General features: G+C 59.7%; 16 protein-coding genes and 1 other RNA gene. 10 read left to right on the plus strand and 7 right to left on the minus strand.

Annotated features, from left to right (window positions below):
• Positions 1 to 46: 46 nt before the first annotated feature.
• The 7 genes from HMPREF3135_RS11570 (at position 47) to HMPREF3135_RS05690 (ending at position 10238) form a co-directional block, all read left to right on the plus strand.
• Positions 47 to 313 (plus strand): HPr family phosphocarrier protein, encoded by a 267-nt coding sequence (locus HMPREF3135_RS11570; protein WP_224433282.1) that lies wholly within the window; start codon positions 47 to 49, stop codon positions 311 to 313.
• An 88-nt stretch (positions 314 to 401) separates the two neighbouring features.
• Entirely contained in the window at positions 402 to 2093 is a 1692-nt protein-coding gene (gene ptsP, locus HMPREF3135_RS05665; protein ID WP_049170190.1) for a phosphoenolpyruvate--protein phosphotransferase, read from the plus strand.
• 467 nt (positions 2094 to 2560) lie between these two features.
• Positions 2561 to 3964, plus strand: a complete 1404-nt coding sequence (gene brnQ, locus HMPREF3135_RS05670; protein WP_049170188.1) for a branched-chain amino acid transport system II carrier protein — start codon at positions 2561 to 2563, stop codon at positions 3962 to 3964.
• A gap of 80 nt (positions 3965 to 4044) precedes the next feature.
• Positions 4045 to 5289 carry a dicarboxylate/amino acid:cation symporter gene (locus HMPREF3135_RS05675; RefSeq protein ID WP_070438613.1) on the plus strand — a complete coding sequence of 415 codons (1245 nt, stop codon included), beginning with the start codon at positions 4045 to 4047 and terminating at the stop codon, positions 5287 to 5289.
• Positions 5290 to 5412: 123 nt separating this feature from the next.
• Positions 5413 to 6861, plus strand: a complete 1449-nt coding sequence (gene thrC, locus HMPREF3135_RS05680; RefSeq protein WP_049189589.1) for a threonine synthase — start codon at positions 5413 to 5415, stop codon at positions 6859 to 6861.
• 135 nt (positions 6862 to 6996) lie between these two features.
• Complete coding sequence (locus HMPREF3135_RS05685) at positions 6997 to 8733, plus strand: thiamine pyrophosphate-binding protein (protein WP_224784053.1); 1737 nt, start codon at positions 6997 to 6999, stop codon at positions 8731 to 8733.
• A gap of 77 nt (positions 8734 to 8810) precedes the next feature.
• Positions 8811 to 10238, plus strand: a complete 1428-nt coding sequence (locus HMPREF3135_RS05690; protein WP_049189591.1) for an MFS transporter — start codon at positions 8811 to 8813, stop codon at positions 10236 to 10238.
• A 29-nt stretch (positions 10239 to 10267) separates the two neighbouring features.
• On the opposite strand, the gene HMPREF3135_RS05695 is transcribed toward HMPREF3135_RS05690, so the two are convergent.
• The 3 genes from HMPREF3135_RS05695 to HMPREF3135_RS05705 form a co-directional block, all read right to left on the minus strand.
• Positions 10268 to 12481 (minus strand): hypothetical protein, encoded by a 2214-nt coding sequence (locus tag HMPREF3135_RS05695; RefSeq protein ID WP_070438616.1) that lies wholly within the window; start codon positions 12479 to 12481, stop codon positions 10268 to 10270.
• Between the two features lie 98 nt (positions 12482 to 12579).
• Positions 12580 to 15756, minus strand: a complete 3177-nt coding sequence (locus tag HMPREF3135_RS05700) for a bifunctional [glutamine synthetase] adenylyltransferase/[glutamine synthetase]-adenylyl-L-tyrosine phosphorylase (RefSeq protein ID WP_210384705.1) — start codon at positions 15754 to 15756, stop codon at positions 12580 to 12582.
• Between the two features lie 67 nt (positions 15757 to 15823).
• Positions 15824 to 17164 (minus strand): glutamine synthetase family protein, encoded by a 1341-nt coding sequence (locus HMPREF3135_RS05705; protein ID WP_005511085.1) that lies wholly within the window; start codon positions 17162 to 17164, stop codon positions 15824 to 15826.
• Between the two features lie 140 nt (positions 17165 to 17304).
• Here HMPREF3135_RS05705 and panB point away from each other — a divergent pair, with 140 nt between their 5' ends.
• Together panB and HMPREF3135_RS05715 are read left to right on the plus strand one after the other, a co-directional pair.
• Complete coding sequence (gene panB, locus HMPREF3135_RS05710; protein ID WP_224784052.1) at positions 17305 to 18114, plus strand: 3-methyl-2-oxobutanoate hydroxymethyltransferase; 810 nt, start codon at positions 17305 to 17307, stop codon at positions 18112 to 18114.
• 30 nt (positions 18115 to 18144) lie between these two features.
• A complete protein-coding gene (locus tag HMPREF3135_RS05715) occupies positions 18145 to 19968 on the plus strand; it encodes a CYTH and CHAD domain-containing protein (RefSeq protein WP_070438622.1) in 1824 nt (607 codons plus the stop codon).
• Between the two features lie 12 nt (positions 19969 to 19980).
• On the opposite strand, the gene HMPREF3135_RS05720 is transcribed toward HMPREF3135_RS05715, so the two are convergent.
• Complete coding sequence (locus HMPREF3135_RS05720) at positions 19981 to 20184, minus strand: SPOR domain-containing protein (RefSeq protein ID WP_016423068.1); 204 nt, start codon at positions 20182 to 20184, stop codon at positions 19981 to 19983.
• Positions 20185 to 20447: 263 nt separating this feature from the next.
• On the opposite strand from HMPREF3135_RS05720, the gene HMPREF3135_RS05725 reads away from it, so the two are divergent.
• Entirely contained in the window at positions 20448 to 21611 is a 1164-nt protein-coding gene (locus HMPREF3135_RS05725; RefSeq protein WP_070438627.1) for a galactokinase family protein, read from the plus strand.
• Between the two features lie 11 nt (positions 21612 to 21622).
• Here the strand turns inward: HMPREF3135_RS05725 and rnpB are convergent.
• The 3 genes from rnpB to HMPREF3135_RS05740 form a co-directional block, all read right to left on the minus strand.
• Positions 21623 to 22087, minus strand: an RNA gene (gene rnpB, locus HMPREF3135_RS05730) — RNase P RNA component class A.
• 59 nt (positions 22088 to 22146) lie between these two features.
• Positions 22147 to 22836, minus strand: coding sequence for a histidine phosphatase family protein (locus HMPREF3135_RS05735; protein ID WP_070438630.1), 690 nt, complete (start codon positions 22834 to 22836; stop codon positions 22147 to 22149).
• Positions 22837 to 23580, minus strand: coding sequence for a zinc ribbon domain-containing protein (locus HMPREF3135_RS05740; protein WP_049189597.1), 744 nt, complete (start codon positions 23578 to 23580; stop codon positions 22837 to 22839). It abuts the gene before it with no gap.
• Position 23581 lies beyond the last annotated feature (1 nt).

The following is a 23581-nucleotide window of genomic DNA, read 5'->3' on the forward strand; positions in this document are numbered from 1 at the left end:
GCCTGAGTCAGAAAATTTCACATATTCGACCCGAAAGGATTCAACCATGATTACTCGTACCGCTACCATCGGTTCCTCCGTAGGCCTGCACGCTCGCCCGGCTTCCCTGTTCACTCAGGCTGCTGCTGAGTACGACTACGACATCGTCATTTCCCTTGACGACGAAGAGGCCGATGCCGCCTCGATCCTGGAGGTCATGACCCTCGGCGCTAAGCACGGCGACGAAGTCACGCTGAGCTGCGAGGACGACTCCGCAGCTGCAGCTCTGGACGAGCTTGCAGCCATGCTCGAGCGCGACCTTGATGCCGAGTAAGCCCAGCTAGAACGCTCCTGGATAACACCACGGCACACCACGACCGACGAGTATCCCCGCAGAGGTCCCGAAAAGGAGATCGGAAGCAATGAACGAGCAGCACACTGTCATCTATGGCATCGGTGTCTCGACCGGTACGGCCAGCGCTGAAGTAGTAAAGGTACTCCCCGCCCCGGGAGTTGATACTCAAGAGCCGTCGTCGACCGATCCCGTCGCCGATGGTGAGCGCGTCCGCGCGGCGATGGCCAACGTCGCAGAGTCGCTGAAGAAGCAGGCTGAGCACTCCAGCCCGCAGGCACGTCCGATTCTGGAGGCCACTGCGCAACTGGCTTCCGATAGGGCGCTCGCCAAGGCCGTGGTGAAGAAACTCAAGGCGGGTTCCGGCGTCACCCAGGCCGTTCACGATGCCGTTGAGGACTACGCGCAGCTCCTAACCAGTCTCGGTGGCTACATGGCTGAACGTGTCACCGACCTCTACGATGTTCGCGACCGCACAATTTGCGAGCTGCGTGGCCTGCCAAAACCGGGCGTCCCGGATGTCTCCACCCCAACTATTCTGCTTGCCGACGATCTCGCGCCCGCCGAAACCGTGGGTCTTGACCCCGAGTTGGTCGTAGGCATTGCCACCGCTGGTGGCGGGCCGACCAGTCACACGGCTATCCTCGCAGCACAGCTGGGCATTCCAGCCGTCGTTAAGGCGAAGGGCGTCATGGAACTCGAGGCCGGAACCTTCGTCGCCATTGACGGCGGCGCCGGTGAGGTGATTGCGAATCCGACCGCCGATGAGGTCGCCGCGTTGGAAGAGCGCGCTCGACGCCGGGAAGCAGCCCTAGCGCAGTCTGTGGGCGCAGGCAAGACCGCTGATGGTTACCCGGTGAATCTGCTGGCCAACATTGGTACCGCGGAAGATGGTGAGTCTGCGGCAGCGCAGGATAATGAGGGCACCGGCCTGTTCCGTACTGAGTTCCTTTTCCTCGACCGCGACAAGGCTCCGAGTTTGGAAGAACAAACGGAAACCTACACTCGTGTGCTGAAGGCATTCGGTGAGCGACGCGTGGTTGTGCGCACGCTGGATGCGGGTGCGGATAAGCCGCTGAGCTTTGCCGACCTAGGCGAGGAAGAAAACCCGGCGCTGGGTCGCCGCGGACTGCGCCTGTCGCAGGCTCGGGAAGATTTGCTGGATACGCAGCTGGATGCACTCGCCGCTGCGTTTGACGCCACCGGGCGCAAGGCTGACCTACGGGTTATGGCTCCGATGATCGCAACGGTCGAAGAAACAAAGTGGTTTGCGGACAAAGCGCGTGAGCGTGGCCTGCCGAAGGTCGGCATCATGATTGAGGTCCCCGCAGCAGCGATTCGTGCGAAGCAGCTGCTGTCCATTGTGGACTTTGCCTCCATTGGTACTAACGACTTGTCGCAGTACACTATGGCGGCCGACCGTATGCAGGGGGCTCTGGCGGATTTCCTATCTCCATGGCAGCCGGCTGTGCTGCAAATGATTAAGTCCGCATGCAAGGGCGGCAATGCTACCGGCAAGCCCATTAGTGTCTGCGGTGAAGCCGGCGGTGACCCGCTGCTGGCACTGGTCCTGGTGGGCCTCGGCGTGAGCTCGCTGTCCATGGCTTCCAAGAAGGTGCCGGCCGTCCGCGCCGCTCTCCGCCTCCACGACCGCGCTACCTGCCAGCAGATGGCAGCATACGCTGTCGATGCCGAAACTGCGGCCGATGCGAAGGCCGCAGTGACCGCGCTGGTGGATCCGAAGGTGAAGGATCTGCTGTAGAGCGACGGAATTAGCACTAAGCCTGGCGTACACACGCTGTCAGCGTAAACGTGTGCGCCAGGCTCTTTCTCTTATGTTCGCTGCCCCATCACAGGCAGCAAATTTTCTGGGAAATTTCTTGATTTTCCCTCTCTCGAACGCCCCATTAGGATAAATAGAGTGCCTTCGTCGGCACCACCAACGCCGTCGAAGCCCCTTAATAATTCAAATAAAGACGGATCATACAAGCCGCAACTTAATTCACGCATCAGGCTCCACCCAGCCCGTGAAAATTCACAATTTCACATTAAGAGTGTCAGTTTTCGACATCGTGGCCTTTCATCTACATGGGCACACGAACTGCAATTGCGCTGCTGTAACGGGCGTTTGCGCCACCGCAGCACCGGCAACAATGGCATCGCCACAGCAGCTTGCAGCATCGCCCTTGACCTTACGGGCGACACTAATTTAGAAAGAACACAATTCTCATGACCAAGTCGAGCGGAGTGGAGTCCCCGAAGTCTTTCGCTTCCATTATCGTTGTTACAGCTCTCATGCTGTTTTCGATGTTCTTCGGCGCGGGCAACCTCATCTTCCCGCCGAAGCTCGGAGTGGATTCCGGTACCAATTTTGGCCCCTCAATCACCGGCTTCCTGCTCACCGGTGTGGCGTTGCCAGTTCTGGCCATCATCGCCATCGCCATTTCAGGCAACAACCTGCGTGACCTAGCGTTCCGCGCGGGCCGCATCTTTTCCTTGGGCTTCCCGGTAATCGCATACCTTTCCATCGGTGCTTTCTACGCTCTGCCGCGTACCGGTGCCGTGTCGTACGAAACCGGTGTCCAGCCGATTTTCGGCAGTGATTCACTGGCCGTCGCTGCGGCCTTCTACTTTGTTTTCTTCGGTATCGCCTTAGCACTTGCGTGGAATCCGAATGAAATTGTGTCCAAACTGGGCAAGATTCTCACCCCGGCTTTGCTGATTCTCTTGGTTGTATTGGTTGGAATGTCGGCATTCAAATTCGATGCCGCTCCGGCTGCGCCAATTGAGAAGTACTCCTCTACCCCATTTGCCTCCGGCCTGGTCGAGGGCTACCTCACCATGGACTCCATCGCCGGCCTGGCATTCGGCATTATTGTGATTTCCGCCCTGCGCGTCAGCGGTGTCCCAGAAGGCAAGCGCATGGTTCGCGGAACCATGACCGCAGGACTGTTCGCCGGCATTTTGCTCGCCATCATCTACTTGGGTCTGGGCTATGTCGGCCAGGTGCTGCCGAATGCCGCCTCCTTCGATAACGGCTCGGGCATTCTCGCAGAGGCTTCCAAGCTGGCCATGGGCCAGGTCGGACAGATTGTCTTCGGCCTCATCGTTCTGCTCGCATGTATGACCACGGCTGTCGGCCTAATTGCCGCCACCAGTGAGTTCTTCAACCTGCTGCTTCCGGGCATCAGTTACAAGGCCTGGGCCATTATCTTCACGGTCATGTCCTTCGTAATGGCAACACAGGGGCTGTCTCAGGTACTGGCGATTGCCGCGCCGATCATCACCTTTATTTACCCGCCGGCTATCACTCTGATTGCACTGACTCTTCTCGACCCGGTCATTTCCTACTCCTTCAAGCTGCATTACACCTACCGCCTGGGCGTCTGGGTTGCCACCATCTGGTCGGGTATCTCAGTACTCTCCGGTTTGGGTGTCGGTGGTTCTGCTTTGGCGGACTTCCTCAGTCTCGTACCTGGTCAGACCATCGAGTTCGGATGGTTCCTGCCGACTCTGGCAGCGACGGTGATCGGATACGCAATTGACGTCGTCACGCGAAAGCAGCGCGCAAATCGCCCGGCGAGTGTGCTTGCCGACGAGACCGTTGCAGAAGAGGTAGCCGAAAAGGCGTAAAACCACACCCGGTTATTTGCGTTGCATAACGTAAATACCGCACGCTAGAGAAGTAAATTCCATCCGAACAAGGATTGACTATGAGTACCCGAATGCGTTTTACGCAAACGCTCCTTTTCCGCGTTATTGTCGCGATTATTCTGGGCATTGTCTGCAGCTTTTTCTTCCCGGACTGGCTGGCTCGAATTTTTGTCACTTTCAATGGCCTCTTTGGTAACTTCCTGGGCTTCTTTATCCCGGTGCTGATTTTTGCCCTCATCACGCCGGCGATTGCTAGCCTGGGCCGCGGCGCCGGAAAGTGGCTGGGTATTACCACTGCTATCGCCTACGGCTCGACGGTGTTTTCGGGTCTATTGGCCTACGCCGCCACCCAGGGGCTCTACCCTTGGCTGCTCGGCGCTGATCAGGCCGGCACATCGGTGGATATTGATGAGGGCGCGCTGGAGAGCTTCTTCAATGTAGAGATGCCACCACCGTTTGACGTCATGACCGCCCTGCTGCTGGCTTTCACGGTCGGTGTGGCGATGACCACCGTGAAGTCGGACTCGCTCTACCGCGGTGCGACGCAGCTGCGCGACGTGATTATGAAGATCATCTCGGCATTTATCATCCCACTGCTGCCGATTTACATCTTCGGCATGTTCCTGTCTATGGGCATGAACGGCAACCTGACCACGACGCTGTCGATGTTCTTCAAGGTGCTGCTGCTGGCAGTCATCGGCACCGTGCTCCTGTTGGCAATCCAGTTCTCCATCGCTGGCGCCATCGCTGGCCGCAGCCCGTGGACGTCCCTGAAGAACATGCTGCCGGCTTACGCCACCGCACTCGGTACCTCCTCCTCGGCCGCTACCATTCCGGTGACTTACAAGGCCGCGCTGAAGAATGGTGTCTCGGAGAAGGTCGCAGGCTTTACCGTGCCGCTGTGCGCAACCATCCACCTGGCCGGTTCGATGATGAAAATCACGCTGTTCGCATTTGCCGTGATGTTCATGGCGGACAAGCCGCTTTCGCCGGGCATGGCCATCGGCTTCATTCTCACTTTGGGTATCACCATGATCGCGGCTCCGGGCGTTCCAGGTGGCGCAATTATGGCCGCGGTCGGAGTGCTGCAGTCCATGCTGGGCTTCGATCAGGAGCAGGTCGCTTTGATGATTGCCGCCTACATCGCCATCGACTCCTTCGGTACCGCATGTAATGTCACTGGAGACGGTGCAATTGCCATGATTGTTAACCGCTTTGCCAAGGATGATGTCATCGACCGTTCCGAAGAGCTCAGCTTCGACGCTGAAGAGGCCAATTCCGCATCTTCCACAACCGAGGCCTAACTGGCTTCGGTGCATATGTAAAAATTAAAGAAAACATCCACCGGTCAACCCCGTCGCAATCTTTCAAAAGGCCTTCTTATGGGCCGATGCGGCGGGTGTTGGCATACATGTAAGGGGCCCGCCTTGGACTTCATTTCGACTCGCGACCCAGAGCGCACGCCGCACAAGTTCTCAGACATTCTCCTGGGAGGTCTCGCTAACGACGGTGGCCTCTACCTGCCGGTCGAGTACCCACAGGTTGACGATGCCACTTTGACGCGTTGGCGCTCCGTGCTTGTCGACGACGGTTACGCAGCCTTGGCTGCAGAGGTCGTCAGCCTTTTTGTGGACGACATTCCACTGGAGGATTTGCGCGGTATCTGTGCACGGGCGTACACCTACCCGAAGTTCTCCGATCCGGATATTGTGCCGGTGACGAAGCTGGAAGATCAGCTCTACATCGGTCACTTGTCCATGGGCCCCACAGCGGCATTCAAGGATATGGCGATGCAGCTGCTCGGTGAGTTCTTCGAGTATGAGCTGGCTCGTCGTGGCGAGACCCTGAACATCCTCGGCGCCACCTCTGGTGACACGGGTTCCTCGGCCGAGTATGCAATGCGCGGCCGTGAGGGAATCAGCGTGTTCATGCTAACTCCGGCTGGTCGAATGACCGCGTTCCAGCAGGCTCAGATGTTTGGTCTGCAGGATGCCAACATTCACAACGTCGCCCTCGACGGTGTCTTCGACGATTGCCAGGACATCGTTAAGGCCGTCTCCGGTGACTTGGAGTACAAGGCCAGCCGCCACATTGGTGCAGTCAACTCGATTAACTGGGCTCGCCTGATGGCTCAGATCGTGTACTACGTCTCCTCGTGGATTCGTGTCACTGGCGGCAACGGTGCTGAGGCGAACAACGCGCAGAAGGTCAGCTTCAGTGTGCCGACCGGCAACTTCGGTGATATTTGCGCCGGCCATATTGCGCGCCAGATGGGTGTGCCAATTGACCGCCTGATTGTGGCTACCAATGAAAACGATGTCTTGGATGAGTTCTTCCGCACGGGTGCCTACCGCGTGCGCAGCGCTGCGGAGACTCAGGCTACCTCTTCCCCATCGATGGATATCTCCCGCGCGTCTAACTTCGAGCGTTTCATCTTCGATCTGCTGGGGCGCGATGCTGAGCGCACTGCAGACCTCTTTGGTGTCAAGGTCAAGGAGGGCGGCTTCTCTCTTACTGCTGATCCGATCTTCCCGGAGGCTTCTGCCCAGTACGGTTTCCTCTCCGGTCGCTCGACTCACGCTGACCGCGTCGAGACCATCAAGGACTGCTGGGAGCGCCTAGAGGTCATGGTCGATCCGCACACCGCTGACGGCATCCACGTCGCCCGCGGCCTGGTAGACCAGGTATCCACCCCAATTGTCTGCCTGGAGACCGCTCTGCCGGTAAAGTTCTCCGAGACCATCCTGGAGGCCACCGGACGCGAGCCGGACTGCCCGGAGCGTTTCGCGGACATCATGAATGCCCCGCGCCGCGTTACCGAGCTGCCGAATGATGTCGATGTGGTGAAGAAGTTCATCGACGACAACGTGGCTTAAAACCGGGCATAGCCCAACCCCCCCCCCATCCGCGCAGCAGCGATGTGGAATAGTGCCCTCTTTTTTAAGGGCAAACGGCATTATCTTGGGCTATAGGGCTGTTATTACCCCCGTGATTACCTCACAATTGTTCACATGAGTTTCACTCGAGTTAATAGCCGTCCTATGCCCCACGCGCCCGCATCTTCCCCGCAGGAAGGTTCCCAAAAGACAACCACGGTCTCGCGGGCGCTGGCCGACACACTGGCCCAGCACTGCGACCACTGCTTCGGTCTCATCGGCAACGCGAACTCCCACTTCACGTCAGCCCTTACTGAATCGGGATTCGGCTACTCCTCCGTCCGACACGAATCGGCTGCTGTCGGGGCCGCCGATGCATTCCACCGTGCAGGTGGAGGGCTTGCCATCGCGACCGCCACTTGCGGCGCAGGATTTACCAATGCGCTAACCACTCTGGCCGAGGCTCGAGTAGCCCGTATTCCGCTAATTTTTGTCGTCGGCACGCACCCGGAACGCCCACGTCCCTTTGACCTTAATCAGGCGGCGCTCCTCGACGCCCTCGACGTCTGTCATCGCACCGTTACTCCCGAGTCCGCGCTTGACGACGCAAACTTTGCGGTCCAGCACGCACTGAGTTCTCGGCAGCCTGTCGTGCTGCTGCTCCCCTATGACATCCAAGAAGCACCGATTACGGCATCTGCGTCTGAAACACAGTCGACTAATCAGGAGCATCTGCACACCGGCCGACCAGAATGGTTGGAGTCAACTGTCGCGTCGCTGGCCGAGGAACTGCAAACTGCCCGTCGCCCACTCATTATTGCTGGTAGAGGTGTGTTGCTCTCTGGTACCGCAGATCTAGTTCGCCGCATCGGGGACGGTGCGGGGGCACTGTTTATGCACTCAGCGATGGCTCGTCATGTGCTTTCCAGTCCGTGGCAGATTGGCACCGTGGGCGGTTTTGCGCACGCGTGGCAGGTGGAGCTAGCTCGACAGGCCGATGTGGTGCTGTTCCTGGGAGCAAGCTTCAACGCTTTCCAAAACCGTGGCGGCAACATGTTTGCACCGGACGCGAAGATTATCCAGGTTGTCGACGAGCCCCATCCCGCTGCTCAGCCGTCGGTGACACCGCTATTGGCTAAGTTGGAGGAACTTCTGCCCGTACTGGCAGAGCAGCTGGAGAAGTCCCGGGGGGCGTCGTCAAGCACATGGCGTGCGGAGTTGAAGACACTGCCGACGACAGCGGAGGTCGAGTCGCTGACGTGCGCGGATGGCCGGTTGGATCCGCGGGCGTGCCTGCAGTATCTGAATCGTATCCTGCCCAATCAGCGCGCTGTGTGTACTGACGGTGGCCATTTCCTGGGGTGGGTTCCGAAATATCTTGATGTGCCTGGTCCGCAGCAGCAAGTGATTGTGGGCACGGCGATTCAGTCAATTGGTTTGGGCATGGGGTCACTTGTCGGCCTCGCGGCGGCACGCCCCAAGGACTATTGCGTGCTAGTCGCCGGTGACGGTGGCGGCACGATGGGTATTGCGGATTTACCTGCGGCGATTGAGCAGCTGCGGCGTGGTCGTGGCGGTTGCGTGGTGTTCATTAACGATGCTGCCTATGGCGCGGAGCTGCACCAGTTTGGCGATGTCGGGTTGGACACCTCGTCCATGGAGATTGCCGACTACGACTTCGCCGCAGTCGGACGTGCCTATGGCGCTCACGGTTTCAGTGTCGGCGAACCTGAGGACTTTGCCCAACTCGACGCCTACTTCCATGACGTTTCCAACTCCGATGAGGCTTCCGTTGCCGTAATTGATTTCAAGGTCTCACGGCTGGTGGTCGCGGACTTCGTGAAGGAAGTTCTGGCTAAGGCACAAAGGTAGTTTGCCGCAGGCATGATCGGGGCCATCTAGGCCCCGGTGCGACCCCTCTTCAGGCCGGTTGGTTGATGGGGTCTACAATGTGGCGAGTGGTAAAGCAGCGTAACGGTAAAGATCAGATTTCATCAACAGATCAGCCCGCCACAGCGGTGGCAAAGGACCCGCGCGAGCACGTCACTGGCCGCGCGATTGCCGTCTGGCTGGCGGCGCTGATTACCTACATCGTTGCCATCGTCGGCCGCACCTCCATGGGTGTCGCTGGCGTCGAGGCGCTCGATCGCTTCCATATCAACGCCTCCCAACTCGCGCTGTTCACCGCCGTGCAGGTTGGCGTCTACGCCCTGGCGCAGATTCCGACGGGCATCATCATTGACCGCGTCGGCGCCAAGAAAACGATGGTCGTGGGCGCACTGATCATGGCGCTAGGCCAGGTCATCATCGCGTTTACGACATCGTATCCGCTGGCTGTCATCGCTCGTGTGTTCATCGGCGCCGGCGATGCCACCGCATTCCTCGGTGCGATGCGACTGCTTCCCGCGTGGTTCCCACTGCGCGTCACTCCGCTGTTCACGCAGCTCACGGCTGGTCTTGGCCAGCTCGGCCAGTTCATCTCTGCGGTCCCGTTCCTCGCGATTCTGCACGCCGCGGGGTGGGTGCCCGCGTTCTTGTCGCTGAGCACCGCGGGTCTTCTCATCGCTATCGTAGGCATGATCGCGCTTGCCGACGTCCCGGAGAACTCCTCCACAGCCAAGATGTCACTTCGTAAACGCCGCGCCGCCGAGAAGGCCGCGAAAACGGCTGCCGATGGCGGAGCCTCTGCCGCAGCCGATGAGAAACTAACTATCGGCCAGACTCTGAAGATTGTGACCACTCACCCGGTGTGCTGGCAGGGTTTCTTCACTCACTGGACTGGTTTGATGCATCAGTGCATCTTCACATTGCTGTGGGGCATGCCTCTGATGATGCTAGGTATGGGTCTTAAGCCCTCCGAGGCCAGTGTGGTGCTGGTCGTTAACACGCTGTCAGTAATTATCGCCGGGCCGTTGATGGGCATGGTCTCGGCACGCACCGGCCGCGACCGTATCAAGGTTGTTGTCGCAATCGCGTTTATCAACATGGCCGTCTGGCTTGTGTTCCTGGCACCGAGCAACCCACCAGCGTACTGGGCAATTATCGTAGTCAACATCCTAATGGCCGGTCTTGGTGCAATGTCCAACTTCGGCTTTGACTCAGTGCGCGAAGAGGTCGATCGCAAGGTACTCGCCACCGGCACTGGGTTGGCGAATATGGGCGGTTTTGTGGCCACCATGCTCGCTGCACAAGGTGTCGGCTTCCTGCTGGATATTGCAGCTCCCGATGGAAATTACACCTGGGAGACCTTCCGCATTGGCTGGTTGGCTGTCGTCGGTGTGTGGGTGATTGGTTTCGTTGGCCTGCTGGTTGCAAAGCGTGCGGCGGCACGCTTTGTCGCCCAGCAGAGCCGTTTTGAGCTGGAACCTACGGAGTAGGAACTACAGGAAGTCGAGAGACGGAGCGGCTAGAACAGCGAAAGCTGCTCTGGTCCTTCCAGTCCCTCCGAGTCATCCGAGTCCTCCGATCGCCCAGAGGAGTCTGCGCGGCCGCTATCCGCCGTGCGTTCGCTGCCATCGGTCTGAGCACCATGGGAAGCGCGCTCACCGGTGTCAGTTTCGGAGGCTGCGTTCTCCGGGACGTCGTCAAGCGAAGGCGTTGCTGCTACGGCCTCACGCTCATACATTTCCTGCAGCTTCTCGGTCTTGGTAATGCGGACTAGCTCGGCGTAGATGACCAGCTTCATAGAACTATTGACCAGTGGCCCCAGCTGGGAAAACAGGACATCGACGTCGCCGTCAACCGCGAGGCAAGCGCGACGCAGGCTCTCCTCGGAAATAATCCAGCGAGAAGTTTCCGCGCAGGTTTCGCGGTCGCCGATGAAGTCCAACGCGAGGGCAACCTGGTTGCTGGCGACGCCATCCAATGTGGCAGCCAGGCGCTCGTTAGGTGCGGCATCCTTGAACAGGCGGGCAATCTGGACTGCCTCCGCCGTCGGCACCTGACCAGCGGCATACTCAGCGATGAGTTCGGCCATGCGCTGAGCACCGACGTGCTGATCAGTCAGCCAGATGTCGTGCAAGGCATACATGATGGCCATGGCCTGCCAGGAGGCGTGCCCATGGTAGAGAATGCCCAAGATGCCGGCCTGCTCCAGTAGCCAACCGACCATCGCTTCCCCATCGGCGCCATTGCGAGCGCAGAGGTTGTCGACATTCCAAGCCATATGCCCTTCGACGCAGCAGCCATAGAACTTCTGATCTTCCTCCAGCTGCGCGGCCAGTGACACTACTTCACGCGCGGCATACGGGTAGCCGTAGGCAAGGGTGGCATGCGACAAATCATCGACACCCATGGTCACCCACGGAAACTCGCCGTGCCACGGACCGCGACCAACGAGGAAGCCCGCCGCGAGATACGCCCATCGAGTCGAGGCATCAGCGTTGTACCAGTACTGCAGTGCGCGCGGCGTCGGATGCCCGCTGTCAGCGTGAATCAATCCCGCGTTGACCAGCATCTCCACAATCCAGGGCGCCGCGAAAGCACTCGCCCCTATTGAGGCTGCGAAGTCCTGAATCCACAGCAGGCTCGATTCCTCATACATGTGCAACGGGTCCTTCAGGCGCCCGTCGCCGCTGCCCGCAGCATCCATAAACGCCGAAGCAAACGCCACCGCAGCCACCGAAGCTTCGGTCAATTCCTTTGACTCCAGCGTTGCCGGGAAAGACTCCGTCGGATGCGGCTTACGAATCGACCACATGTCGCCCTTGAGCGCCAACGCGACTGCGCCCACCAGGCGGGCAACCACTGTCGATTCGTTGCGTGCTTCCGATTCTTGCTCAAATGTCGGTATCGCCGGTTCTTCTAGCACAGTCAGCAGCAGACGCTCTTCGGCCCAGCGCACCGCGTCGGCACGTAGTTCAGACCACATATAGGAGGGCAAGTACTTCTCGTCGGTTGCCATCCAGCGCAGCTCATTGCGAATATCCACCGGAGCTGTCATCACCAGAGCCCGCACCTTCACCGGATCGCAGAGGAAGCCTGCAATGTGCTCCACCTGGCGAGCCTGCACATTCCGCACCGTTAAATCGCTGGCGTTCAGAGCTCGCGATGTGCCCTCTCCCGGCGCGTTATCCGGCTCCAGCCCCATGCGCTCCATACGGCGACTCAGCACATCCGCTGGCATATTCGCCACCAAGTCGGCGACGCGGAAACTGAGGCTCGGTTCCGCCGGGAACACCTCCGAAATATGTGGTGGCACATGCCACACGCCCGCCGGTTCCTCCCACACGAGCCCCTGGCGCTGGCCACGGCGTAGCACATGCTCAAGCTGCTGCTTGCCGACGCGACGACGCTTGCGGTCAACGCCCTTCGGCGTATCGTGCGCCATCACGTCCGCATCCGATGCCCAATAAGCCACTTCTGTGAGGGTATCCAGCGATGCGGAATCCTCCAGAATATGAACCAATTGGGCCACATCGAGAACATCGGGATCACAAAAAGACAGCGCCGTATGCGCTGAATCCTGTGACATCAGCAATTCCACCGCCTCTTGTCCAGCAGCTGAGGTGTCAGCTGCTGGACACGTGCGGCTCAATAAAAAACGCAGGTCAGTGCCATCTAGGTTGAGAATGAAATCCTCATACCTAGGGCGTACCGAGTAATCGACGTTGCGTTCCATAGCCCACCATTATGCCCGGTCGCCGTGCTAAGACAAAGGCTGCACCCCGCTGCCACATAATGAGCCTCGCAGCGAGGTGCGGCAGACCTCTGCCCGGCCTACTCGTGGTCGGGGTTCTCCTCACCCCAAAACACACGATTGACGACACGGCTGGAGTGACGAGTCAGACGCAAATAGTGCTCAATAAAACCGTTGGAATCCGATGCTTCCCACCCCGCCGCACCTGCGACCTGAGTCAGCTGACGCCCCGGCTGTGGCAGCTGATCCGTGCGTTTACCACGCGTGAGCACCAGCGCATTGCGAGCATTCGTCGCCATCAGCCAGGCATCCCGAAGTGCGTCGGTATCCTCCTCATCTAGAATTCTGCGGTCTTTCAGCACTTCCAGACACTCCAGTGTCGACGTGTTGTGCAACTCCGGCACTTCGTGGGCATGCAGCATGATTAGCAGCTGCACAGTCCATTCAATATCGGTCAGTGCACCGGAACCGAGTTTGGTGTGGGTACGCCGATCAGCTCCGCGAGGCAGCCGCTCGGAATCAACACGCGCCTTCATACGACGGACATCGCGGACCATCTTGGCATCAGCTCCGCCCTGTGGGTACCTCAGCGGATCGATGGCCTTAAGGAAGCGGGTGCCCAGGTCTTTGTCGCCGGCAATCCAGGTAGCCCGTAGCAGTGCCTGAATCTCCCAGGTTTCACCCCAGCGCTCGTAGTAGGTCACATAGGAATCCAGGGTCCTGACAATCGGGCCCGAGCGTCCTTCTGGGCGCAGGTCCACGTCGACCTCCAATGGCGGGTCCTGGCTTGGCTTTGCCAGCCGACGACGCAACGAGTCACAAATCCTGGTTGCCCACTTGACCGCCTCGGAATCGTCGACAAGCGGCGCTCCATCGGCGTCCTTGCGGGGTTCACAGATGAACATCACGTCGGCATCGGAGCCGTACCCCAGTTCAGCACCGCCGAGTCGCCCCATACCAATCACGGAGATAACGCCCGGGACCTCCGAGTCAGGATGCTCCAGCGACCATGCACGGATTTCGGCGGCGAGGGCAGCTTCGAGTACGTTGTCCCACACCATCGACAGAGAGTGACAGACCTCTTGCACATCCATCAGTCCGAAGAGATCTGCGGAGGCAATGCGCGCGAGCTCTGCACGGCGCAACGCACGTGCCACACCAATGGCCTTAGCTGGACTGTTGTGACGAGCAGCCGCTGCGACCAGCGCACGCCCGACTGCATCGGAGTCGGTATTCAGTAGCTTCGGCCCGGACGCGCCGTCGCCGAACCGTTTAATTACGTCCGGCGCACTCATAATCAGATCAGACGCGTACGGCGAAGAACCGAGCACCCGCATCAACCGCTGGCCGACGACGCCCTCATCGCGCAGCGTACGCAGGAACCACGTTTCGTCGTGGAGCTTCTCAGAGAGCTTGCGATAATTGAGCAGACCCGCGTCGGGGTCTGGCGTCGACGATAGCCACTCCATCAGCGTCGGTAGCAGCATCGCCTGAATACGCGACTTGCGCGAGGTGCCCGCCGCCAGCGCAGAAAGATGCTCGTAGGCGCGATCCGGGTACTGATAGCCCAGCGCGGCCAGCTGGCGCTTTGCCGCATCGGCCGATAGCTGCAGGGTTCCAATGTCCTGCTCCACCACGGAGTTCAGCAGTGGACGGTAGAAAAGCTTGTTGTGCAGGGAGCGGATCTGTGAGCTGGCCAGTCGAACCTGCTTGGCCAGCGGTTTGCTGGCATCGGTGCCGCCCTCACCGACGATGCCAGAGGCGCGACCGAGCCACTGAAGAGCTTCGGTGTCGTCGTCGGCAGGCAACAAATGCGTCCGCCGCATCTTTTGCAGCTGCAGGCGGTGCTCCAGCAGACGGACGAACTCGTAGGCGTTAATCAGCGCGGCACCGTCTTCGCGACCGATATAGCCAGCCTCGACAAGTGCGTCGAGTGCCATCACAGTTGGCAGCACGCGGAGGCTATCGTCATAGCGACCATGGACCAGCTGCAGCAGCTGCACCGCGAACTCGACATCACGCAGACCACCGCGACCGAGCTTGAGCTCTCGGTAGCGAAGCTCTTCGGGGACGTTTTGGACCACACGGGCGCGCATGCGTTGAACATCATCGACGAAGGATTCCCGCTGAGAGGCGGTCCACACCATCGGAGCTAGAGCATCGATGTATTCGCGGCCCAGCTCGATATCGCCTGTCATCGGCCGCGCCTTCAGTAACGCCTGGAACTCCCAGGTTTCGGCCCAACGCTTGTAGTAGGCGACGTGGGAATCCACGGTGCGTACGAGTGCACCCGACTTACCCTCCGGTCGGAGATTCGCGTCGACCTCAAAGAAGCAGTGGCAAGAAATCCGGATAAATTCGCTGGCCAAACGGGTGGCTCGGGCATCCGCCGGCTCTGCGACGAATATGACATCCACATCGGAGATGTAGTTCAGCTCTTCCGCACCGCACTTGCCCATGGCGATTACGGCCAGGCGTGTTGAGACCGGCGACGAAGGAAAGACCTGTTGCACCGCGACAGAGAGTGCAGCCGTCAACGCCGCATCAGCCAGATCACTGAGTGCCTCCGAGACCTGACGGAATGGGACTTGTGGCTGTCCCGGACGGCGAGGACCCCGTGGATACGTGCCAGCCAAGTCGTAGCACGCAATACGCATGATCAAGTCGCGGTAGGCGCACTGCATCGCAACTTCGGCCTCACGGCCGGTTAGCTTCGCACGGTACAAACCGGGGCCTTCAAGCGTGGCGGGCGCAACGACGGGGTTGCGATACTCGGGATCCTCCTGCTTTTCCAGACTGGCCTCATCAGTGAGTTCGATGACCTCGGGCACAGCCCCGACGCTGGAGAGCATCTCGCGGAACATGTCTGCCTCAGTTGGAAACTCAGCTTGGAGCAGAACCCACTTTTCTGGGTGTGCAACCAGGTGATCGCCCAGTGCACTCGAGCCGCCGAGCAGCGCAAACATACGCGTACGTAGCGGCACCTGCTCGCGCATGGCTTCATCGAGACCGGACCAGGTGGCCCAGTTCTCCAGCTTTCCCTGCTGCTCCAGCTCGTCGAGAGCGCCTTTCAGCCGCACTAGCGCCATAAGCGCCAGCTTGGGGTCGCTGGCTCCGGCAAGACCCCACAACAGATGTAGGGACTCCTCGTTGTACCACCCCAAATCTTCCAGGTCAGCCCGCGTCCGATCGTCGTTACGCAAGCCCAGCGCTGCGGGCCGCGGCACTGATTGGCGAGATGTGCGAGGTCGATTCATCACCATTGAAACTGGTCACCCAAAAAACAAATTAAAGACGAAAAAGGAAGGGGGCGGTACGGGGAAACTAGTAATCCAGAGTTGTGCGCAGCTCCCACTGCGTCACCTGACGCTGGAACTCGCGCCACTCGCGCCACTTATTGAGCAGGAAGAACTCGTAGACATGGTCACCGAGAGCATCGGCCACCAGATCGGAGCGTTCCATCTCCTGCAGCGCCACCTCCAGGGATGTCGGCAAATCGCGGTAGCCCATCGCACGTCGTTCCCGCTTGGTCAACTCGGAGATGTTGTCCTCTGCCTGCTCCGGAAGCTGGTAACCCTCCTTAATTCCCTTCAAACCGGCGGCCAAAATCACCGAGTAAGCAAGATACGGGTTACAGGCCGAGTCCAAGGAACGAATTTCCACCCGGCGCGAATGTGCCTTACCCGGTGAGTACATGGGCACACGCACGAGAGCCGAGCGGTTGGCCATGCCCCATGTCGCGGACGTCGGAGCCTCATCGCCAAATGCCGTGCGCTTGTAGGAGTTGACCCACTGATTGGTCACAGCGGAAATTTCGCTGGCGTGAGTCAGAATGCCGGCAATGAAACCCTTTGCGGTGTCGGAGAGCTGGTTTTCATCATCCGGGTCGTGGAATGCATTAGTGTCCCCTTCAAAGAGGGAAATATGAGTGTGCATGCCATTGCCCGGCAAATCCTGGAAAGGTTTCGGCATGAATGTCGCCTGCACACCGTTTTTCATTGCGATCTGCTTAATGATGTAGCGGAAAGACATCACGTTATCCGCCATAGTCAGCGGATCGGCGTAGCGCAGATCGATTTCCTGCTGACCCGGCGCATTTTCGTGATGGGAGAACTCCACAGGGATTCCCATGTCTTCCAACACCGTGATCGCTTCTTGGCGAAAGCGGGGTGCGCGGTCGTAGACCGCCTGGTCAAAGTAACCGCCATTGTCCGTTGGCACCGGCGGCTTTCCATCAGTAGCCAGGCTCTCTACTAGGAAAAACTCAATCTCCGGGTGGATGAACGCGTGGAAGCCCTCGTCGGCAAGCGCCTTAATTTGGCGGCGCAGCACCTGGCGTGGATCTGCCCACGACGGCTGACCGTCGGGCATGACGATGTCGCAGAACATGCGCGCGGACGTGATTGTGTCTTCTTTATGCAGACGCGGCATGACCTGGAACGTCGAAGGATCCGGTTGCGCGATAGTGTCAGCCTCGGAGACGCGGGAAAAGCCCTCCACCGCGGAGCCATCGAAACCAATGCCCTCTTCAAAGGAGCCCTCGAGCTCAGCCGGTGCGACGGCAACGGACTTCAGATACCCCAAAATGTCGGTAAACCACAGACGGATATAACGGATATCTTGCTCTTCGATTGCGCGGAGGACGAATTCCTGCTGACTGTTCATACTTTCCAACGTTACCCAGGTGCCCGGATTCGCGGTACACATTTTGACCATCCGGCGTGGCTAGCCAACTGCCGCACCCGTGCCATAACCGCTGCCCTCGTGGCCTCGAATTGCGGGTGACTATGGCATGCTCTATTGACATGAGCGGAAAAAAGATTCGTCTGAATAATCTGGCCGAATGGAAGGCTGAGTCTCGCCCCTGGGCAATGTTGACTTGCTACGACTACTCCACCGCGCGCGCTTTTTCCGCCGCCGGTGTCGAGCTACTGTTGGTCGGCGACTCTGCAGCAAACGTTGTCTACGGCTACGACACCACCACCGAGATCTCGCTGGAAGAAATGATCCCGCTTGCGCGCGGTGTCGTCCGGGGCGCTGGCAACGCACTTGTTGTTGCCGATCTACCCTTCGGCACTTACGAGGCCTCCGATGAGCAGGCCGTGCTGTCCGCCGCGAAGATGATGCGCGAAACCGGCGCACACATGATCAAGATCGAAGGTGGCGTGCGTATCGCTCCGCGCATCCGTGCGCTGGTCAACGCCGGCATTCCGGTCATGGCGCACATCGGTTTCACCCCGCAGTCCGTCAACGCGCTGTCCGGATTCAAGGTACAGGGGCGCGGTGCGGGGGCGGAACAGCTGCGTGCCGACGCCCATGCGGTAGCCGATGCTGGTGCCGCGGCCGTGGTCCTGGAGATGGTGCCTGCGAATCTGGCCACCGAGATTACCCGCGAGCTATCCATCCCGACCTGTGGCATTGGCGCTGGTAATCAGTGCGATGGCCAGGTTCTCGTCTGGCAGGATGCCTTTGCAGTTCCGGCCGATGGCCGCAGGCCGTCGTTTAGCTCGGTGTTCGAAGAGGTCGGTGAGATGCTGACCAAGGGAGCGAAGCAGTATGTCGACCAGGTGCACTCCCGCGAGTTCCCTACTGAGGCGCAGAACTTCTCGGGTTAGCTCTTCGATTCAGGGGTAGAATTAGTGGTTATGGCATCTAAGTCTGGTTCTAAGTCCAAAACTCCAACTGCGGCGTTGGAGGTGGAATCTAAGTTCTCAGCTACCCCAGAAGTGGTAGCCCCATCGTTCGATTTCGTTCCACAGGTTGGCTCCACCACCACTGAGGTGCGAAATCTCTCCGCGATTTACCTGGACACGGCGGACCTGCGTCTGACCCGGTCCAAGCACACTCTGCGTCGCCGAACGGGCGGCCCCGATGAGGGGTGGCATCTGAAGGCGCCGGGTACCGGCGGTCGCCTCGAATATGGCGTCGGCCTGGAAGAGGGCTCTGTTAACGGTGAAGGCCGCGATGCTGACTACATCGTGCCTACCGAGTTGCTTGCTCCCGTGCGCGCAATTGTGCGCAATCACCCGCTGCAACCAATCGCGCAGGTAGACAATGAGCGCCACGTCACCACGGTGTTTGCCCTCGATGGCACGCCCATGGCGGAGTTTGCGGATGATCACGTCACGGCGACTTCCTTCCTCGATGGCGGCGAAACCACTACCTGGCGTGAGTGGGAGATTGAGCTGCTCGGGGATTGGGCAAATCACCCGGACGGTAAGGCCGTAATGGCAGCGATGTCCAAGGTCGCTGAGGTGGCTGGCGCCGTGCCGTCGGAAAGCCCTTCGAAGTTGGCGACGGCGTTGGGTGACTCCATCGACTCCGCTCCCCTGCCGCCGGTTCCAGCGAAGCTGCCGAAGGGCACTCCGGGGCGCACTGTGGTCGATGCGCTGGCCGCTAACGTGGCCAAGATGGTCGAGTACGACCCGAAGGTACGCCGCGATGAGTTTGACTCGGTGCATCAGATGCGCGTCGCCACTCGTGAGCTACGCAGTCACATGCAGACCTTCCACGGCATTGTTGTGGGCGATAAGGTCGCTGAGCTGGAAAGCAACCTCAAGCAGCTGGCGGGTGTTCTCGGCGTGGCTCGTGACGCTGAGGTCGTCGCTATGCGCTGGGAAGAGCTGCTGGCCAATCGCGAAAGCGCCGCTTTGGGCGAGGAGCTGCGCGCGAACCTTGTCGAGGATGTCCAGAAGGACTACGAGCGCGCCCATCACCGCGTTATTCTCGCGCTGAATTCCGGCGAGTACCTGCAACTTCTCGACGATCTCGATGAGTTCCTCGCCAATCCGCCAATTGCCGCAAATGCGGACGAGGCCGAGGCTGGGGAAAAGAAGTCTAAGAAGAAGGATGATTCGCTTGTCGACGGAGCGGAGAACGCAGACTCCGAGGATACGTCGGCAGCTGGTTCCGAGGTCGCGGCTGAGGCTGATACTGCAGCCGCCGATGCAGCAGCTTCCACAACCTCAGACAAGGCCGCACCGGAGAAGGTAGCGGCCCCGAAGGAACTCGACACCACTGCGGTGCTGCTCGATCACCTGCGCAGCGCGTTTTCGAAGTTCCGTCGTCGCCACAACCTGGTACTCGATGGCCGAGAGGATGCTGACCTTCCAGAGGCAGATTTGGACGAGCGTTACCACGATGTCCGCAAGGCTGCGAAGAAGCTCCGCTACAGCACGGAAGCTGCTCAGAACGCGGACCTGCCGACCGAGAAGCTCTATGCTGCCTGCAAGAACCTGCAGTCGGTTCTCGGTGACTTCCAGGACACCTGTACTGCGCGCGACTTCGTGCTGGCTCGCGCGAAGCGTGCCTCCCGTGCGGGCAGGGACACGTTCGGCTACGGCGTGCTTTACCAGATGGAGTACTACGACGGCCTGAAGGCCCTGACTGAGTACGACGATGCCGTGGCAAAGGTTTTCAAGGCCTTCCGCAAGATGGAAAAGAAGATTAAGAAGGGCAAGAAGGCCTAAAGGCGTAGAGCCTTATTTTTCAGCTACGCCCCAGTCGTCATCTTCTTCATCCCAGTCGTCGGCCGCCTTGTTGCGCTCGGCGACTTTTTCCATGGCAGCGCGGGCTTCCTCTTCGGAATCGTAGGGGCCCATTCGGTCGTCCCAACCGGTTTTCTTCCCCTGAAACACCGTGCCCGTCGACGGCTGGTAGTACCACTTACTGCTGTTGTCGCTCACGATTTTTCTCCTCTTCCACATCGAGAACATGTCGAGTTATCAAGCGGTTCTGCCACCGCCAACTCCACAGATAAGCAAACTTGCAGAGAGGCAACCATTTGACTGCCATGTGCGCTGCGGCGACATAAAATCCCAGTATATAGGTTTGTCACTGTCCCCCGACCCGGGTATTATCGACGGAATTGTTCACCTTAGAACACAAGCGTTGAACGCGAACACTGCACACCAGCACTATGAGTCCGATCTCTGGAGAGGTTTCACCCATGCCCGCCGCACCCGCTGTCGTAAACGACGTCTTCGATGCCGTCGGTTCAAATGCTTCAGTTGCATACGCCCCGGGTTCCATCAACCTGTTGGGTGAGGACTGCGCGTCCTCCGGCGGCATGCTCCTAGCCACCGCCATTCCGGCCTATGCTGCGGTCGGTATCGAGGAAATCGACGAGCAGCAGCTCATTGTCGTGTACAAGCGCGAAACTACCAAGATGGATTTCCCGGATAGCGTCCCCGCCGCTTTTTCTCAGGTGCCGACCGCTGTCGCGGCTGCCATTGTCGCATTGCAACACTCGCTGCATCTCGTTCCGCGCAACAGCAACGGCCTGAAGGTCACCATTGCCTCCACTATCGCGCCAGGTCGCGGTTTTGGAGAAATTCCGGCAATTCAGTGTGCCCTCGCACTGGCTCTCAACGCGCGTTTTGGCGACCGCGATGATGTGCCCACCCGCACGCGTATTGCCACCGCTATCCACGAGACCATGGTGCAGATTAAGGGACAGTCGTGGCCGCTGTACCCCTACACCACGGCACTGCGCAGCCGCCCGGACAGCCTGCTGTGCATCAACCACTCCGATGAGGCAGTCACGCAGACGGCGTTCCCGCAGTCGTTGGCGCTGACTGTCGCTTACTCCCCCGATGTCACCGGCGGTTCGCCCGACGAGGAGCGCTACGAGTTCTTCCAGCAAGCCTGCGCCGCTTTTGGCGTGCCGACTCTCGCTAGCCTCCCCGACTCACAGGAGCGGGTCGCGGACTGGGTGCGTGCTCGTCACGAGGTGCATCCGGACGACGAAGACATCCCCACCATCGGCCGTGCCATTCAGTGGCTTGACGAAGCCGACGCATCCTCCGACCGTGCCCGCGCAGTCATCGGCCACATCCGTCACAGCGATATTCAAGCAGCCATCGCAGGGGTTTCGCGCGATGTCAGTGAGCGTGGCTCCGCGCCGTCGGCAAGCTCTGTGCTGGGGCAGATTTCCGAGCTGACCGACACTATTGACTGCGAGAAGATTGCCCGTTGTGCGCCATGCCCGGGTGCGTCGCTGGTGATGTGGTCCCACGTCGACGACGCCGATCGGATTGCCTCCGCGCTTAACGACGGCGGTTCCGAGACCATCCGTGTGGAGAACACTGCGGCCGGCGCGGTGGTCGAGTAATGAAGCTTGTGTGAACGAGTCGGCCTATGAGCCGGATTCTGTCCCTCGGCGCTCCTTTCGGAAAGCGCCGGGTGGCGATCATCCATCTCGGTCTGCCATTGCTGACAGCCTGAAGCAGCACACCCGCGAGTATCGGACGGGCAGCCCTCAAACACTCGCGCACGCGCACGACGAAGCATGCGCGATTTTGCCTTGCTCCTGGTGGGGTTTACCTAGCCGGTGCAATCACTTGCCCCGCTGGTGCGCTCTTACCGCACCTTTTCACCCTCACCGAATCTCCACAGCTTTACGTCAAAGACATCGGCTGTGCGCCCGGCGGTCTATTTTCTGTGGCACTATTCCCGCAGGTCACCCTGGGTTGCTGTTAGCAACCACCATGCCCAGTGGAGTCCGGACTTTCCTCGACAGCGGCCTGGACACACTCTGTAAAAGAGGCGTCCGGTTCCGTTAACTGCCGCGATCACCCGGCCGGCTCGCTCGAATGGTTAGTGTACCCGCCACAACCGCAATTCAAATAACCCGCCGTGCTCGGCTGCTAACCACGCAGGTAGCTGGTGTCGTTAATCAGCCGCACTGATGTCGGCCCATCTGCGTAGAACTCCGCGATGGAGAGGCTGGCCAGGTCCAAGTGCAGGCGAGTGAAGATTTCAAAGCCGCAGCCGAGCCCCTGGCGCAGCAGCGACTTGATTGGCGTGACATGGCTGACTACCAGCACATCCGAGGCACCGAATTGTTGAGCGATGCGCTCACGCGCGGCGCTCACTCGGCTATCGACCGCGCGGAAATCCTCCCCCTCCGGTGGCGCCACGGCCGGATCCGCAAGCCAGGAACTGTGCAGCTCAGGGGTGGCGTTGTGAGCCTCGGAGAAAGTCATGCCCTCCCACTGCCCAAAGTCGGTCTCGCGCAAATCCTCTTCAACGTGGATGTCCAGCCCGAGCGCTTTGGCAGCCGCCTCTGCGGTCTGCTGTGCACGACGCTGTGGAGAGGCCACAATCGCCGAGAAACTCATGTTGCCGCTATCGACCAACGCCGCCAGGTGACGTGCTGCCGCTTCCGCTTGCTGTCTGCCCACCTCTGTCAGGTCGGGGTTCGAACGGCTTCCCGAGTACTCCCGGCGAATCGACATTGGCGACTGCCCATGGCGCAGCAGCACCAACCGCGTGGGATCCGTAGTCGCACCCGTCCAGCCCGGCGCGCTATCGCGCTTGTCTGCAGCCTGGCTCATCTACTTGCCTTTCACCGCTCCCAGCGTTTCCGCACGCACAATCATCGCGCCACATTCAGGACAGAACGTCACTTCTTCCGGCGCAAGCGTGGTGAATTCATGCACGGTTCCTACATCGAGCTCCATGAAGCAGGAACCGCAGGTGCGTCCGTTCAGGCGTGCAACGGGGATCCCATTAGCAAGCGCTAGACGACGGTAAAGCTTGGCTGCCGAACCATCAATAAGCTTGTCAGCCTCCTCGATTCGGGTCTCAGCGATGGAAATGCGCGCAATGAGGTCAACCTCGGCGTCGTTAAGCCTTTGCTTGGCGGCGACGATGTCATCGTGCGCCTCGTCGGCGTCGTATTCGTGCTCAGCGTCGACCTGATAGGCCTCCTGCATGCGCTCGTACTGCTGGAGTTCCTGTTCAGCGCGTTCGCGGCGGCGCTTGGTGGAGCGCAGGTCGTGCTCGAGGTCACGGCGCGTGGATGCGTCTTCTGCGGCACCGAGCGACAGACGATCAGCCTTTTCGCGGGCTTTCAGCTTGTTGATGTCCGATTCCAGCTTGGCAATATCGCGGCCGATATCGGAGGCGCTGAGCTTGGAGCGCGCTGCCTCACTGGCCTGACGGCTGTGCTTTTTGCGCAGCTCCTGCAACTCGGCACGCTCGGGCAGAACGTTCTGGCGGGCGGTGAGCCCATCCAACAGAGTTTGGTTTTCCGCCTTTTCCAACATCGCAACTTGGATTTGTGGACTAAGCCTCATG

The sequence above is a fragment of the Corynebacterium sp. HMSC14H10 genome (assembly GCF_001807105.1).
Lineage (GTDB): Bacteria > Actinomycetota > Actinomycetes > Mycobacteriales > Mycobacteriaceae > Corynebacterium > Corynebacterium jeikeium_D.

Coding starts and splice junctions, on each gene's coding strand:
- HMPREF3135_RS05705 (WP_005511085.1), bottom strand. CDS start 17,164: ATGAACAGTCAGCAGGAATTCGTCCTCCGCGCAATCGAAGAGCAAGAT.
- HMPREF3135_RS05685 (WP_224784053.1), top strand. CDS start 6,997: ATGAGTTTCACTCGAGTTAATAGCCGTCCTATGCCCCACGCGCCCGCA.
- HMPREF3135_RS05700 (WP_210384705.1), bottom strand. CDS start 15,756: ATGAATCGACCTCGCACATCTCGCCAATCAGTGCCGCGGCCCGCAGCG.
- HMPREF3135_RS05675 (WP_070438613.1), top strand. CDS start 4,045: ATGAGTACCCGAATGCGTTTTACGCAAACGCTCCTTTTCCGCGTTATT.
- HMPREF3135_RS05735 (WP_070438630.1), bottom strand. CDS start 22,836: ATGAGCCAGGCTGCAGACAAGCGCGATAGCGCGCCGGGCTGGACGGGT.
- HMPREF3135_RS05725 (WP_070438627.1), top strand. CDS start 20,448: ATGCCCGCCGCACCCGCTGTCGTAAACGACGTCTTCGATGCCGTCGGT.
- HMPREF3135_RS05715 (WP_070438622.1), top strand. CDS start 18,145: ATGGCATCTAAGTCTGGTTCTAAGTCCAAAACTCCAACTGCGGCGTTG.
- HMPREF3135_RS05695 (WP_070438616.1), bottom strand. CDS start 12,481: ATGGAACGCAACGTCGATTACTCGGTACGCCCTAGGTATGAGGATTTC.
- panB (WP_224784052.1), top strand. CDS start 17,305: ATGAGCGGAAAAAAGATTCGTCTGAATAATCTGGCCGAATGGAAGGCT.
- ptsP (WP_049170190.1), top strand. CDS start 402: ATGAACGAGCAGCACACTGTCATCTATGGCATCGGTGTCTCGACCGGT.
- HMPREF3135_RS11570 (WP_224433282.1), top strand. CDS start 47: ATGATTACTCGTACCGCTACCATCGGTTCCTCCGTAGGCCTGCACGCT.
- HMPREF3135_RS05740 (WP_049189597.1), bottom strand. CDS start 23,580: ATGAGGCTTAGTCCACAAATCCAAGTTGCGATGTTGGAAAAGGCGGAA.
- brnQ (WP_049170188.1), top strand. CDS start 2,561: ATGACCAAGTCGAGCGGAGTGGAGTCCCCGAAGTCTTTCGCTTCCATT.
- HMPREF3135_RS05690 (WP_049189591.1), top strand. CDS start 8,811: ATGTGGCGAGTGGTAAAGCAGCGTAACGGTAAAGATCAGATTTCATCA.